Source organism: Nocardiopsis sp. NPDC055551, from assembly GCF_053619415.1.
In genome coordinates, this window is the sequence record NZ_JBSHJJ010000013.1 from 41,817 (window position 1) to 54,846 (window position 13,030).

11 protein-coding genes and 1 riboswitch are annotated in these 13,030 nt (G+C 70.0%); of the genes, 4 read left to right on the forward strand and 7 right to left on the reverse strand.

The window, feature by feature from the left end; genetic code table 11:
• Positions 1–146 precede the first annotated feature (146 nt).
• The 3 genes from glyA to gcvT all read right to left on the reverse strand — a co-directional run bounded on the left by glyA (position 147) and on the right by gcvT (position 3,076).
• Positions 147–1,415, reverse strand: a complete 1,269-nt coding sequence (gene glyA / locus ACWGSK_RS22260; RefSeq protein ID WP_452456623.1) for a serine hydroxymethyltransferase — start codon at positions 1,413–1,415, stop codon at positions 147–149.
• Between the two features lie 2 nt (positions 1,416–1,417).
• Positions 1,418–1,798 (reverse strand): glycine cleavage system protein GcvH, encoded by a 381-nt coding sequence (gene gcvH / locus ACWGSK_RS22265; protein WP_358504502.1) that lies wholly within the window; start codon positions 1,796–1,798, stop codon positions 1,418–1,420.
• 165 nt (positions 1,799–1,963) lie between these two features.
• A complete protein-coding gene (gene gcvT, locus ACWGSK_RS22270) occupies positions 1,964–3,076 on the reverse strand; it encodes a glycine cleavage system aminomethyltransferase GcvT (protein WP_358504499.1) in 1,113 nt (370 codons plus the stop codon).
• 147 nt (positions 3,077–3,223) lie between these two features.
• Positions 3,224–3,324, reverse strand: a riboswitch (glycine riboswitch).
• A 149-nt stretch (positions 3,325–3,473) separates the two neighbouring features.
• Between gcvT and ACWGSK_RS22275 the strand changes: the two genes are divergently transcribed.
• Positions 3,474–4,376, forward strand: coding sequence for a penicillin-binding transpeptidase domain-containing protein (locus ACWGSK_RS22275; protein ID WP_452456624.1), 903 nt, complete (start codon positions 3,474–3,476; stop codon positions 4,374–4,376).
• A gap of 79 nt (positions 4,377–4,455) precedes the next feature.
• On the opposite strand, the gene ACWGSK_RS22280 is transcribed toward ACWGSK_RS22275, so the two are convergent.
• Positions 4,456–5,517, reverse strand: coding sequence for a 3-deoxy-7-phosphoheptulonate synthase (locus tag ACWGSK_RS22280; RefSeq protein ID WP_358504493.1), 1,062 nt, complete (start codon positions 5,515–5,517; stop codon positions 4,456–4,458).
• Positions 5,518–5,721: 204 nt separating this feature from the next.
• Positions 5,722–7,446: an AMP-binding protein gene (locus tag ACWGSK_RS22285; RefSeq protein ID WP_452456625.1), complete on the reverse strand. Its 1,725-nt coding sequence runs from the start codon at positions 7,444–7,446 to the stop codon at positions 5,722–5,724.
• Positions 7,447–7,637: 191 nt separating this feature from the next.
• Between ACWGSK_RS22285 and ACWGSK_RS22290 the strand changes: the two genes are divergently transcribed.
• Entirely contained in the window at positions 7,638–8,501 is an 864-nt protein-coding gene (locus ACWGSK_RS22290) for a DUF4429 domain-containing protein (protein ID WP_452456626.1), read from the forward strand.
• A 39-nt stretch (positions 8,502–8,540) separates the two neighbouring features.
• Positions 8,541–9,497 carry a prolyl aminopeptidase gene (gene pip, locus ACWGSK_RS22295; RefSeq protein ID WP_452456627.1) on the forward strand — a complete coding sequence of 319 codons (957 nt, stop codon included), beginning with the start codon at positions 8,541–8,543 and terminating at the stop codon, positions 9,495–9,497.
• Positions 9,498–9,551: 54 nt separating this feature from the next.
• Here pip and ACWGSK_RS22300 read toward each other — a convergent pair whose 3' ends face one another.
• Both ACWGSK_RS22300 and ACWGSK_RS22305 read right to left on the reverse strand, forming a co-directional pair.
• Complete coding sequence (locus ACWGSK_RS22300; protein WP_452456628.1) at positions 9,552–10,817, reverse strand: NAD(P)/FAD-dependent oxidoreductase; 1,266 nt, start codon at positions 10,815–10,817, stop codon at positions 9,552–9,554.
• Between the two features lie 54 nt (positions 10,818–10,871).
• Positions 10,872–11,834 (reverse strand): asparaginase, encoded by a 963-nt coding sequence (locus tag ACWGSK_RS22305; protein ID WP_358504481.1) that lies wholly within the window; start codon positions 11,832–11,834, stop codon positions 10,872–10,874.
• A gap of 230 nt (positions 11,835–12,064) precedes the next feature.
• Here ACWGSK_RS22305 and ACWGSK_RS22310 point away from each other — a divergent pair, with 230 nt between their 5' ends.
• Complete coding sequence (locus ACWGSK_RS22310; protein WP_358504478.1) at positions 12,065–12,964, forward strand: 3'-5' exonuclease; 900 nt, start codon at positions 12,065–12,067, stop codon at positions 12,962–12,964.
• The last annotated feature ends 66 nt before the right edge of the window (positions 12,965–13,030 follow it).

The window sequence follows — 13,030 nt, forward strand, 5'->3', positions numbered from 1 at the left end:
GGTGTTTCCCCCCCCGCGTCCTATCCCAGCCTTCCAGCGGTCTTGGGTGCTTCGGCCCTTGGAGCCCCTCGTGTTTCTCCACGGGGGGGGGGGGGGGGGGGCGCCCGCGGGGGGGCCCCGGCCGGGCCCGCACGGCGGGAACGCCGCTACAGGTTCGGATAGAGCGGTCGCTTGGCGGCCAGGGTGTCGACCCGCGCGCGCAGGGCGGCGATGTCCCGCTCCGGCTTGAGGGTCTCGGCGATGACGTCGGCGACCTCGCGGAAGTCGTCCTCGTCGAAGCCGCGGGTGGCCAGGGCCGGGGTGCCGACCCGAAGGCCCGAGGTGACCATCGGTGGGCGCGGGTCGTTGGGCACCGCGTTGCGGTTGACCGTGATGCCGACCTCGTGCAGCAGATCCTCGGCCTCCTGGCCGTTGATCGGCGAGTCCACCAGGTCCACCAGGACGAGGTGGACGTCGGTGCCACCGGTGAGGACCTTGACGCCCGCCTCGGTCGCGTCCGGCCGGGTCAGGCGCTCGGCGAGGATGCGGGCACCGGCGACGGTGCGACGCTGACGCTCGGCGAACTCCTCGCTCGCGGCGACCTTGAACGAGACCGCCTTGGCCGCGATCACGTGCTCCAGCGGACCGCCCTGCATGCCGGGGAACACCGCGGAGTTGATCTTCTTGGCCAGCTCGGCCTTGGTCATGATCATGCCGCCGCGCGGACCACCCAGGGTCTTGTGCGTGGTGGTGGTGACCACGTCGGCGAACGGCACCGGGTTGGGGTGCAGTCCGGCCGCGACCAGACCGGCGAAGTGCGCCATGTCGACCATGAGCAGGGCGTCGACCTCGTCGGCGATCTTACGGAACCGCTCGAAGTCCAGCTGACGCGGGTAGGCGGACCAGCCCGCGACGATCATCTTCGGACGGTGTTCCTTGGCGAGGGCGGCGACCTCGTCGTAGTCGACGGTGCCGTCCTCGTCGCGCACGTGGTAGGCCACGGCGTTGAGGATCTTGCCGGAGTAGTTGATCCGCATGCCGTGGGTGAGGTGACCACCATGGGCCAGGTCCAGACCGAGGATGGTGTCGCCCGGCTTGAGCAGGGCGAAGTACACCGCGGTGTTGGCCTGGGCGCCCGAGTGCGGCTGCACGTTGACGTGCTCGGCGCCGAAGAGCTCCTTGGCACGGTCGATCGCGAGCTGCTCGATCACGTCGACGTGCTCACAGCCGCCGTAGTACCGACGGCCCGGGTAGCCCTCGGCGTACTTGTTGGTCAGGACCGTGCCCTGGGCCTCCAGAACCGCCTGAGGGGCGAAGTTCTCCGAGGCGATCATCTCAAGGGTGTCGCGCTGTCGGCCCAGTTCGGCGTCGACCGCCGCGGCGACCTCGGGGTCCAGCTCGCTCAGGGTCTGGTTGAGCAGGTTGTCGCTGGTCATCTTCAGTTCTCGCCTTCGATCAGCTTGGTGTACTCCGCGGCGGAGAGCAGGTCCGTGGGTTCCTCGGACACCCGGACCTTGAACAGCCAACCGCTCTCGTAGGGGTCGGAGTTGATCGTCTCGGGCGCCTCTTCGAGGGCCTCGTTGATCTCGGTGACCTCACCGTCGACCGGCGAGAAGATCTCACTGACGGACTTGGTGGACTCGACCTCGCCGGCCGGGTCGTCCGTGTTGACCTCTTCCCCGACGGTGGGGGCCTCGACGAAGACGATGTCGCCCAGCGACTCGGCCGCGAACGCGGTGATGCCGACGGTGGCCACCCCGTCCTTGATCACGACCCACTCGTGTTTGGCGGTGTAACCCAGCTCCGTGGGAACGCTCACTTCAACTCTCCTTGGAGATGCTCGTCCTTTGTGTGCCGTGCGCCCGTCGGACGCGCCGGCCCGACCCGACCTACGCCTGGTCACGCCCCGACCGTTCCGGTCCCTCGTGGGGATCCGGGTGGTGGCGCGCGCAGGTCCTGCGGGGGTCCGAAGGGGACCCCGCTCCTACGACTTCCGCTGGTAGAACGGAAGTTCGACCACGTCGACCTCCTCACCGCGGCCGCGCACGTCGACGGTGAACGTGCCGGTCGTGGTGTCGAGGTCGCCGTCCACGTAGGCCATGGCGATGGGGCGGCCCAGGGTGGGGGAGGGGGCGCCACTGGTGATGGTTCCGACGACGGCGCCGTCGCGCAGGACGTCCTGGCCCTTGCGCAGCGGGCGGCGGCCGCGGGCGACGAACCCGACCAGGCGCCGGGCGCGCGCGGTGCGCGATGCCTCCTCAAGGGCGGCGCGGCCTACGAAGTCGCCCTTCTCGAACTTGACCACGCGGCCCAGTCCGGCGTCGAAGGGGGTGAGCGCGGCGGTGAGTTCCTGGCCGTAGAGCGGCATCCCGGCCTCCAGGCGCAGGGTGTCGCGGGCCGACAGCCCGGCGGGGACCAGCCCGTGCTCGGCGCCGGCGGCCATGAGGGCGGCCCAGATCTCGGGTGCCTTGTCGGAGGGCCTGATGAAGATCTCGAAGCCGTCCTCGCCGGTGTAGCCGGTGCGGGCCAGCAGTACGGGGACCCCGGCGACGCTGTGCGAGTAGCCGGCGAAGTAGCGGATCTCGTCCAGGTTCGCGTCGGTGAGCGGGGCGAGGATCTCGACGGCCTTGGGGCCCTGCAGGGCGATGAGGGAGTAGTCCGCGGACTCGTCGACGACCTCGACGTCGAATCCGACGGCGCGCTCGGCCAGGGCGGAGGCGACCACCGGGACGTTGATCGCGTTGGCCACGACGAGGAACTCCTCCTCGGCCAGGCGATACACGATGAGGTCGTCGAGGACGCCGCCGTCCTCGGCGGTGAGCATGGTGTAGCGGGCGCGGCCGACCTTGAGCTTGGACAGGTGGCCGGCCAGGGCGTTGTCGAGGGCCTGGTCGGCCTGCGGGCCGCTCAGACGGATCTCACCCATGTGGGAGAGGTCGAAGAGCCCGGCGGCCTCGCGGACCGCGGTGTGTTCGGCGGTCTCGCTGCCGTAGCGCAGCGGCATGAGCCAGCCGGCGAAGTCGACGAGGGTGGCCCCGGCCTCTTCGTGGGTCTTGTGCAACGCCGTCAGACGGGGCGTGGAGGTGGACTCTGACATGGGCACTCCCGAGAGGATGGGCGTCGATTGTTGCGTTGAGGCGTTGCCATCCTCCCCCTCTGTCATGGGTGCCTGAGAGCTTCGCCACGCATGTGGTGTGGCTTGCACCTTCGGCGAGGGAACGTCGTCCCTGCTTTCCAGAGTGGTCTCGCCCGTACGGTCCGTGTGCCTGAGAGGTTGTCTGTGGGGAGGGATTGCTCCTTCGGCGGCCCGCGTTGGTTACGTGGGCGCTCTCCCGTACGGGGTCAGCAACGGGTTCAGCCTAGCAGCGGCGACACAGGGCTCCCAAGAGTGGCCGACGGGTTGTGGATCGACTCTTCGGAAGGTGGGGGACCGGAACGGGATCATGACCTAGCTTGGGATCGGACGTTCCCTCGAACACCGCTGGAGGAGCCGAGTGCGTACCGACACCGTTCCCATCCGTTCTCCCAGGACGGTCCGCTTCGCCCTGGCCGCCACCGGTTCCGTTCTCACCCTCGTGGCGGGCGTCGCGTGCTCGGGTGGTGGGGCCGAACCCGAGGCGGACCGGCCTGCTCGGCCGGACCAGAGCGGCACCCCGATCGCGTTCGGTGACCTGGAGGCGGTGGAGCGCCCCGAGCTCGCTTCGCTGCTGGACGAGGCGGGGGTGGAGGGCACCTTCGTGCTCCACGACGTGCGGGAGGGTTCCGTGACCGTGGTGGGCGCCGAGCAGGCCCGCGAACGGGTGGTTCCGGCGTCCACGTTCAAGCTCCCGAACACGCTCATCGCCCTGGAGACGGGTGTGGTGTCCGACCTCGACGAGGTGGTCTCCGACGGGGGCGAGGACGAGCTGAGTCTGCGCGAATCCCTGCCCACCCCCGACGTGTCGTTGCACCAGGAGGTCGCCGAACGCATCGGTCACGACCGGATGTCCACCTGGGTGGACCGTTTCGACTACGGCAACCGCAAGGTGGGCGAGGACGGCGAACCGGGCCGGTTCTGGGTGGACGGTCCGCTGGAGATCACCGCGGTGGAGCAGACCACGTTCCTGGCGGCGCTGGCCCGCGCCGACCTGCCGGTGGAGGTGGAGCACCAGGAGGCACTGCGGGAGATGCTGGAGATCGAACGCGGCGGCGACCACACCCTGTACGGGCGGACCGGTCTCGGCGCGGAGGCCGATTCGGTGCCGGGCTGGTGGGTCGGTTGGGTGGAGAACGGGGATGACCTGCACACGTTCGCGTTGCGTCTGGACGAGGACACCGACCCCGGGGTGCGCGAGTCGCTGGGACGCGACTTCCTGGTGGAACTCGACGTGCTCCCGCCGAGCGCCGCGGGTGCCTGAACGGTCCCGTGGACGCGGAAAGGGGGCTCGGCACGGATGTTCCGTGTCGAGCCCCCTTCCACGTCGTGGGGGACGAGGGTCAGGCGGCGTTCTTGCGGCGCCGGCGCACGGCCTCGGCGAGGTTGGTCAGCACACCCTCGGTGGTCTCCCAGCCCATGCACTTGTCGGTGATGGACTGGCCGTAGGTCAGCGCGGCCGGGTCCCCGAGCTTCTGGGCGCCCTCCTCGATGAAGCTCTCCAGCATCACGCCGATGATCCCCTTCTGGCCCTCGGCGACCTGGTCGGCGATCTCCTGGGCCACACCCACCTGGCGGACGTGGTCCTTGCCGCTGTTGGCGTGGCTGGCGTCGATCATCAGCCGCGGAGGCAGACCGGCCCCGCCGATGACCTCCAGGGCGGCGCCCACCGAGGCCGGGTCGTGGTTGGGGCCGCTACGTCCGCCGCGCAGGATGACGTGGCAGTCCGGGTTGCCCTGGGTCTCCACGACCGAACCGGCACCGCTGGGGTCCACACCGAAGAAGGTGTGCGAAGCGGAGGCCGCGCCCACGGCGTCCACTGCGACCTGCACGTCACCGTCGGTGCCGTTCTTGAACCCGACGGGGGTGCTCAGACCGCTGCTCAACTGACGGTGCACCTGGCTCTCGGTGGTGCGGGCGCCGATGGCGCCCCAGGACACCACGTCGGCGATGTACTGCGGGGTGATCGGGTCGAGGAACTCGGTCCCGGCGGGCAGCCCCAGCGCGTTGATGTCCAACAGGAGCTTGCGGGCGGTGCGCAGACCACGGTGCACGTCGTAGGTGTCGTCCAGCCCCGGGTCGTTGATCAGACCCTTCCAACCCACGGTCGTGCGGGGCTTCTCGAAGTACACGCGCATGACCACGCACAGGTCCGCGCTGATCGACGGCACCAGCTCGGCCAGGCGGTTCGCGTAGTCCATGGCGGACTCGGTGTCGTGCACCGAACACGGGCCGACGACGACCAGCAGACGGTCGTCCTCCCCGTCCAGGACGCGCTTGACCTCGGCGCGCGAGCTCTCGACCAAGGCGGTGCTCTCGTCGCCGAGCGGAAGTTCCGCGAGCAGGTCCCGGGGCGCGATGAGCGGCTTGTAACTCGCCACCCGTGTGTCATTGGTGCTCGTCATCGTTTCCCTGTTCCCGTCCGGTCGTTTTGTTGCGGTACTGAAACCGTAGCGCGGCACATCGGTGCCGGCGTGGTGACGTGAGTCATTCCACCGGTTCGCGGGGATGGGAAAGGACACATTTGCGCAATTGCCCGAACTCCGTCTCATGTTCTGAGACGAAAAGGCGCGGGTGCGATTATTCGGAACCTCGCGGGTGGGGAGGGATCATTCCTTCAACCCGGGGAGGTCCTCCTCCCAGAACTCACGTGGGTTGCGTGTGCCGTCGGTGACCGTGCCGCGTTCGGACTCGGCCCGGCGCAGGTGCACCCGTCGGATCTTACCCGAGTGGGTCTTGGGCAGGACTCCGAACTCCAGGCGGCGGACCCGCTTGTGCGGTGAGAGTCGATCGCGCGCGTACTGCAGGATGGCCCGCGCGCTCTCGGAGTCGGGTGCCACCCCGTCGACCGTGGTCACGTACGCCTTGACCACCGCCAGTCGCAGGGGATCGGGGGAGGGCACCACGGCCACCTCCGCCACGTATTCGTGTTCGACCAGAACGCTTTCCAGCTCGAATGGTGAGATGCGGTAATCCGAGGCCTTGAACACGTCGTCGATTCGGCCGATATAGGTAATGTGACCGCGAGAATCCACGGAGGCGATGTCCCCGGTGCGGTACCGGCCCGCGCGGGTGCTCCGGCGGGTGCGTTCGGGATCGTCGGAGTAACCGCGCATCGCGCCCACGGGGGCGTTGCCCAGGTCCACACAGATCTCGCCGGTGTCGGAGGGTTCCTCGGTGGCCGGGTCGATGATCGAGATGTCGTATCCGGGCAGCGCGCGGCCCATGGAACCGGTGACCACCGGCTGTCCGGGGCCGTTGCCGATGAGCATGGTCGTCTCGGTCTGCCCGAACCCGTCGCGCACGGTGATCCCCCACGCCTCCTGGAAGCGGTGGATCACCTCGGGATCGAGCGGTTCACCCGTGGCCACGGCCTCGCGCAGGTTCACCCGATACGCCCCGGGGTCGGCCTGGGCCAGCATCCGCCACACCGTGGGCGGAGCGCACAGGGTGTCCACCCCGCGCCGCACCAGCGCGTCGAGGAATCTCTCGGAATCGAACGCGGCCTGCTTGACCACGAGCACGGTCGCCTCCGCGTTCCACGGGCCGAAGAAGCTGCCGAAGGCGTGCTTGGCCCACCCGGGCGCGGACACGTTGAGGTGGATGTCCCCCGGCCGGACCCCCTGCCAGTACATGGTGGACAGGTGCCCGATGGGATAGGAACTCTGAGTGTGGGTGACCGGTTTTGGCGCGGTGGCGGTCCCCGAGGTGAAGTACATCAGCAGGGGATCGCCGGCGGCGGTGGGTCTGGGCTGCTGGAATTCCAGCCCGGCGTGTTCGGAGTCGGGGTAGCTGAGCCAGCCGTCCATGTAGCCCACGCAGATCCGCGTCCAGTGACCCCTCAACGGGTCGAAGCGTTCGGTCTCGGTGGGAGAGCAGACCACGTGCGAGATCTCGCCTCGGTCCAGCCGATCCACCAGGTCGCCCTCCGCGAGCGCCGGCGAGGTGGGACAGACCACCGCTCCCAGCTTGATCGCGGCCAGCGTGATCTCCCACAGTTCGACCTGGTCGCCCAAGGCCACCATGATCCGGTCGCCGGGGTGGACCCCCTGCGAGAGCAGCCAGTTGGCGACCTGGTCGGAGCGCTCGGACAACCGCCGGTAGGTGTGGCGGGTCTCGGTGCCGTCCTCCTCCACCAGCCATAACGCCGTCCGGTCCGGCCGGGTCGTCGCCACGTGGTCGAAGTGGTCGAGCGCCCAGTTGAAGTGTTCGGGCCGGGGCCAGGCGAATTCGCGTCGGACGGTCTCCTGGTCCTCCCGGTCCTCTTGGCGCTGTAGGAGCAGGTCCCGCGCGGCACGGAACTCCCGCGCGCCCTCGGACATCCCTTTCGACATCGAAGACCTCCGGTTCGGCTCCGGCGCGCGCCGCGCGCCGTCCACGGGCCGCCACCGCCGTGCGGGCGGTGGGTCGGGGTGTGCCCCTGAGGTTCTACCCTCGACGGCCCCCGGTGACGCCTGGAGGGCCGCCCGGAACCGTGCCGACGCGGGCTTTGTGTCGTGGGTCGCCCCCTCTAAGGTGGTGGACCATGGAGGAGCTACACGGGCACCACGCGATCTGGCGTTTCGACGAGGAGCGGATACGCGTCGGTTTCGGGACCGGGCGCAAGGTCCCACAACTGTTCAAGGCGCTGGGGCACTGTACGGTGCCGCTCGCCGCGGTGCGCGAGGTGGAGTTCGACCCGGGCGACCGCAAACGAGGGTGGCGGTTGCGGATGCGCCTGGCGGACGGGGCCGACCCCTACACCGACCTGGACACCACGGGGGCCGCGTCCACCCCGCTGTTGCTGACCGGAGCGCACGAGAAGGAACTGGTCGCCGAGTACTTCTCCGAACAGCTCTCCGCCTCCGCCCGCTTCGCCCGCGAGATGACACAGGAACCGCAGGACCCCGCCGCGACCGCTCGGGCGCTGGTGGCCCGACCGCCCCTGCAGGTGCGCACCGCCGAGGGTTCCGCCTCCTTCGACGGAGAGCGGGTGCGGTTGCAGTGGGACGGGTGGATGACCAGCACCCCCAAGGAACGAGAACAGTTCCGCGAGTACCGACTCTCCGAGATCGACCGCGTCCACTGGACCCCGCAGGTCGACTTCGGCGAGGGTTTCCTGCGGGTGGTCCTGCGCGGGGTGACCCTGACCGAGACCTCCGACCTGGAGAACGACTTCTTCACCCTGGTCTCGCACGGCGCCAAGGGCAGCGACGAGACCCTCCTCATGGCGGCCACCGTCAACAGCCACACCGTGTCGGTGGAGGAACCCGCCGCGCTGGAGGCCGCCGGCGACGACGGCGACGCGATCTTCGCGAAGATCCGTGAGCTCGGTCGCCTGCACGCCGAGGGGCTGCTGACGGAGGACGAGTTCAGCACCAAGAAGGCGGAGCTGCTGGACCGGCTCTGATCCCGGTCCGGCCCCGCCACAGCTATGAAAGGCCATGCCTTGCGCACCTTGTATCCGTCGATCGAACCGTACGACTCCGGGATGCTCGAAGTCGGCGACGGTGACCGCGTCTACTGGGAACTGAGCGGCAACCCCACGGGCAAGCCGGTGGTGTTCCTGCACGGTGGCCCGGGCGGCGGCTGCAACTCCGACCACCGCAGGCTCTTCGACCCGGAGAAGTACCGGATCCTGCTGTTCGACCAGCGCAACTGCGGACGTTCCACCCCGCACGCCAGTGGCATGGACGTGGACCTGTCCACCAACACCACCTGGACGTTGGTCGAGGACATCGAACGACTGCGCGAGATGGTCGGGGTGGACGCCTGGCAGGTCTTCGGTGGTTCCTGGGGCAGCTGCCTGGCCCTGGCCTACGCCCAGAAGCACCCGGAGCGGGTCACCGAGCTGATCGTGCGCGGCATCTTCACCCTGCGCGACCAGGAGATCCGCTGGTTCTACCAGGAGGGTGCCTCCAACCTTTTCCCGGACCTGTGGGAGTCCTACCTGGCCCCCATCCCGCAGGAGGAGCGCGACGACCTCGTCGCCGCCTACGCGCGCCGTCTGGCCTCCCCGGACCGTGGGGTGCGCCTGGAGGCCGCCCGCGCGTGGAGCGTGTGGGAGGGTTCCACGATCACGCTGCTGCCGAACCCGTCGCTGCGCGAGAACTACGCCGACGAGGACTACGCGCTGGCGTTCGCCCGGATCGAGAACCACTACTTCCACAACAAGGGTTTCTTTACGCCCGGACAGCTCATCGAGGGCGCCGAGCGCATCCGCCACATCCCCGGCGTCATCGTCCAGGGCCGATACGACGTGTGCACCCCGATGCGCACCGCATGGGACCTGCACCGCGCCTGGCCGGAGGCGGAGTTCCACGTCGTCGACGACGCCGGACACGCGGTCAGTGAGCCGGGCATCCTCGACCGTCTCATCGAGGCCACCGACCGGTTCGCCCGGTAGCGGCGCCGGCGGGGGAAGGTCCGTCGGGCGGAGAGGTCGTGCCCAAGCAGGCCATCATGCTGCGGGACCGACCCTCGCGGCGGCCAGGGCCTCCTCCCACGTGGTGGGTTTCTCCAACAGGCCCCGGTAACGCATGGTGCGCGGGGTGGATCGCAACCCCAGGACCCCGGTGAGCATCCCCCCGCGCCCGAGGAACGCCACGAACTTCCGGTCCTCGGGTGAACCGTGCACGAAGGTGACCTGATCCGCCGGAGCGCCCTGTCCCAACAGCTGGATCTTCTTCTTGTACTGGTCGGACCAGAAATAGGGGACCGGGGTGAAGGGAGCACGACCCGAACCGGCGAGCAGGTTGTGGGCGGCCGCCTCACCCTGCTCGCTCGCGTTGGTCCAGTGCTCCAGGCGGATCCGACCGCCGTAGCGGGGATGCGGCCAGTTCGCCAGGTCCCCGACCGCGTACACGCTCGGCACGGAGGTCGCGGAGTACTCGTCGCAGAGCACCGCCCCGTCCGGCAGGAGCTCCACGCCCGACCCGCGCAGCCACTCGGTGTTCAGGTGCACGCCGATCCCGACCACCACCAGCGACGCCTCGATCGTCGAGCCGTCCGACAGAAGCACCCGTTCCACACCGCCGTGTCCCTCGTACCCGGTCACGCTCACGCCCAGGCGCACGTCGACACCGTTCTCCCGGTGCATCTCGGTGAGGACCTCGCCGATCACGGGGTTCACCACCCGGGTCATCGGGGTGGTCGCCGCCTCGACGAGGGTCACCTCCATGCCCACGGCTCGGGCGCTCGCGGCCACCTCGGCACCGACGAAACCGGCCCCGACCACCACCAGAGCCCCCGTGGAGTCGAAGGCGGAGCGCACCGCCTCGGCGTCGTCGAGGGTGCGCAGGACGTGCACCCCGGCCAGGTCGGTGTCGGGCCGCCGGGCCCGCGCTCCGGTGGCCACGATCAACCCGTCGTAGCGCAGGGAGGAGGCGCCCTCGGGGCCGGCCGACCGGAGTTCGCGAGAGACCGGGTCGAGGCCCACCGCGCGGGTGCCCAGACGCAGATCCAGGTCCAGGTCCCGGACCACCTCTTCCTCGCGCAGACGCAGCGCACGGTGCCCGACCAACCATCCGGCCCCGCCCGAGGCCGGGTCCATGCCGATGCCGGTCAGGACCTCCTTGGACAGCGGGGGACGCGAGTAGGGCCCGTGGGGCTCCTCTCCGAGCAGGGTCAGACGACCCTCGAACCCGTGCTCGCGCAGGGCCTCGGCGGCGTGTAGTCCCGCCATCCCCGCGCCTGCGATGACGATCTGGTCCAGGGTGTCGGACACCGTGCGTTCTCCCTCGTGTGGTGTGCGGGCGTTGGGTTCGGGGGCGCTCCCGGTCTACAGCGCGCCGACGTGGCCGACGATTCCTCCACCACCGTGGACGTCGACGGTGAGGTGGTCGGCGATGGGCTCGACGTCCACTCCCAGGGCCCGCAGGGCGGTGACACCGACCAGCGTACGAGCCCGCAGTTCGGCGTCACCGTCGCTGATCTTGACCGCGACGGTCTCGCCGGTGGCGGCGCTGAGCACCAGCACCCCGTCGGCGCCGACCTTGGAGACCAGACCGGGCACGCGGCGCATCAGTTCGGTGTCGATCCGGTCGGTGCCGGAGACGTACTCGGGGTAGGTGCTCATCGCCTCCAGGACGGAGCGTTCGGGGGTGCCCTCGGGGGACAGACGCATGCTCTGCACGCCGCGGGCCAGGCCGACCAGGGTCACCGCGAGCTGGGGCGCCCCACAACCGTCGACGGCGGTGTGCGAGACCTGTTCACCGCACATGTCCTCGACGGCCTCGCGCACCAGCTGCTGGAAGGGGTGCTCGGGGTCGAGGTAGCCGTCGGTGTCCCAACCCTTGGCCGCGCAGGCGGCGAGCATGCCGGCGTGCTTGCCCGAACAGTTCATGTACAGGCGTGAGGGGGAGCGCCCCTCGGCGTAGAAGGCCTTGCGGGCCGCGGCACCGCCGGGGACGTCCTCGGGGCAGCCGAGGTCGTCGGCGGTGAGCCCTGCGGCGGAGAGGATGCGCTCGGCCTCGGCCACGTGGATGTCCTCGCCGCCGTGGCTGCCCGCGGAGATGGCCAGGGAGGCGTCCTCAAGATCGGCGCCCGCCCGCAGCATGGCCAGGGCCTGGAAGGGCTTGGCGGCCGAACGGGGGAACATGGGGTCGTGCACGGGGCCGCGGGCGTAGGCGATCTCTCCTTCGGGGGACAGGCCGACGACGGCACCGTAGTGGACACTCTCACGCATCCCGGAACGCACGACCTCCGCCAGGGGGACGTAACCGGGGATCGGGTTCTGGGTCATGTGGGATCTCCTCGCCATCGGGGCCGATCGGGTGACTGTTCCCGGGCCATGGGGGAGATCGGATCCCCCGACCTTTGCCGGGCACGCGTCAAAACGTACACAAGAGGACGATTCTTCCCACTCCTGAGGGTTCCGACCTGACGGACCCTGCTGCCCGACCTGGGCAGTAGGGTCGTTGCCGGCGGTGAGAACGCCGCGACCGAGAGCTGATGCGAGGAGTGGGGAACACGATGGGAACGCTGCGAACGGGCGCGCTGACCCGCAGACGGGTCGGGACGCGGGCGGCGGACCTGGAGTACGCGGTCATCGACGTGGAGACCACGGGCCTGGATCCGCGCGAGGGCGCCCGGCTGGTGGAGTTCGCCGTGGTGCGGGTGCACGGCGACGGTCGCGTCGTGGACGAGTTCAGCACCCTGGTGGACCCCCGAGCACCGCTCGGCGGCCAGGAGTTCCACGGGATCGGTGAAGGCGAGCTGATCGGCGCCCCGCGTGCGGCGGAGATCGTCCCCCGGATCGCCGAACTGCTGTCCGGGGCCGTGGTCGTGGGCCACAACCTGGACTTCGAGGAGCGGTTCCTCGCCGCCGAACTGGTGCCCGCCGGGCTGTCGTCCGGGCAGTCGGGCCTGTGCACGCTGCGGGCCCTGCGCTCGCAGTTGGAGCTGTCCCGATACTCGCTGCCGCGCGCCTCCCACCTGCTCAGCGGGGACTGGCCCACGGGTCAGCACACGGCCCTGGGCGACGCCAGGGCCTGCGCGAAGCTGCTGGTGGAGATGATCGCCAACGCTCCCGGCGAGCTGTACTACACCGGTCCCTCGCCGCGATTCCTCCAAGCCGACGCGCCCGAGGAGGTGCCCGTGCGGTTCAAGCCGCGCACCACCCCGGGCACGAGCCCGCGACTGCCGATGAAGCCGTGGACCCTCGCGCGCTGGCGGCCCCGAGAGCTCGATCCGGTGCTGTGCGGTGGCGCCTTCCGTGCCTCCGAGCGTGAGCTGGCCGAGGCCGCCGCTCGGCGCGTGTCGCTGCTGCGCGAACGGGTGGGCCGGGCCGCGGTGGTGACCGGCGGCATCGCGGTCACGATCGCGGGTGGTCTGCTGGCCCGTATGGCCGGTGGCCGGCCCTCCCGACCCTGACGCGGCGCTAGGGCGTGTTCCGTGGATGCTGCCCGTCGCGAGCGGCGCATCCAGTGGTGCCGGCAC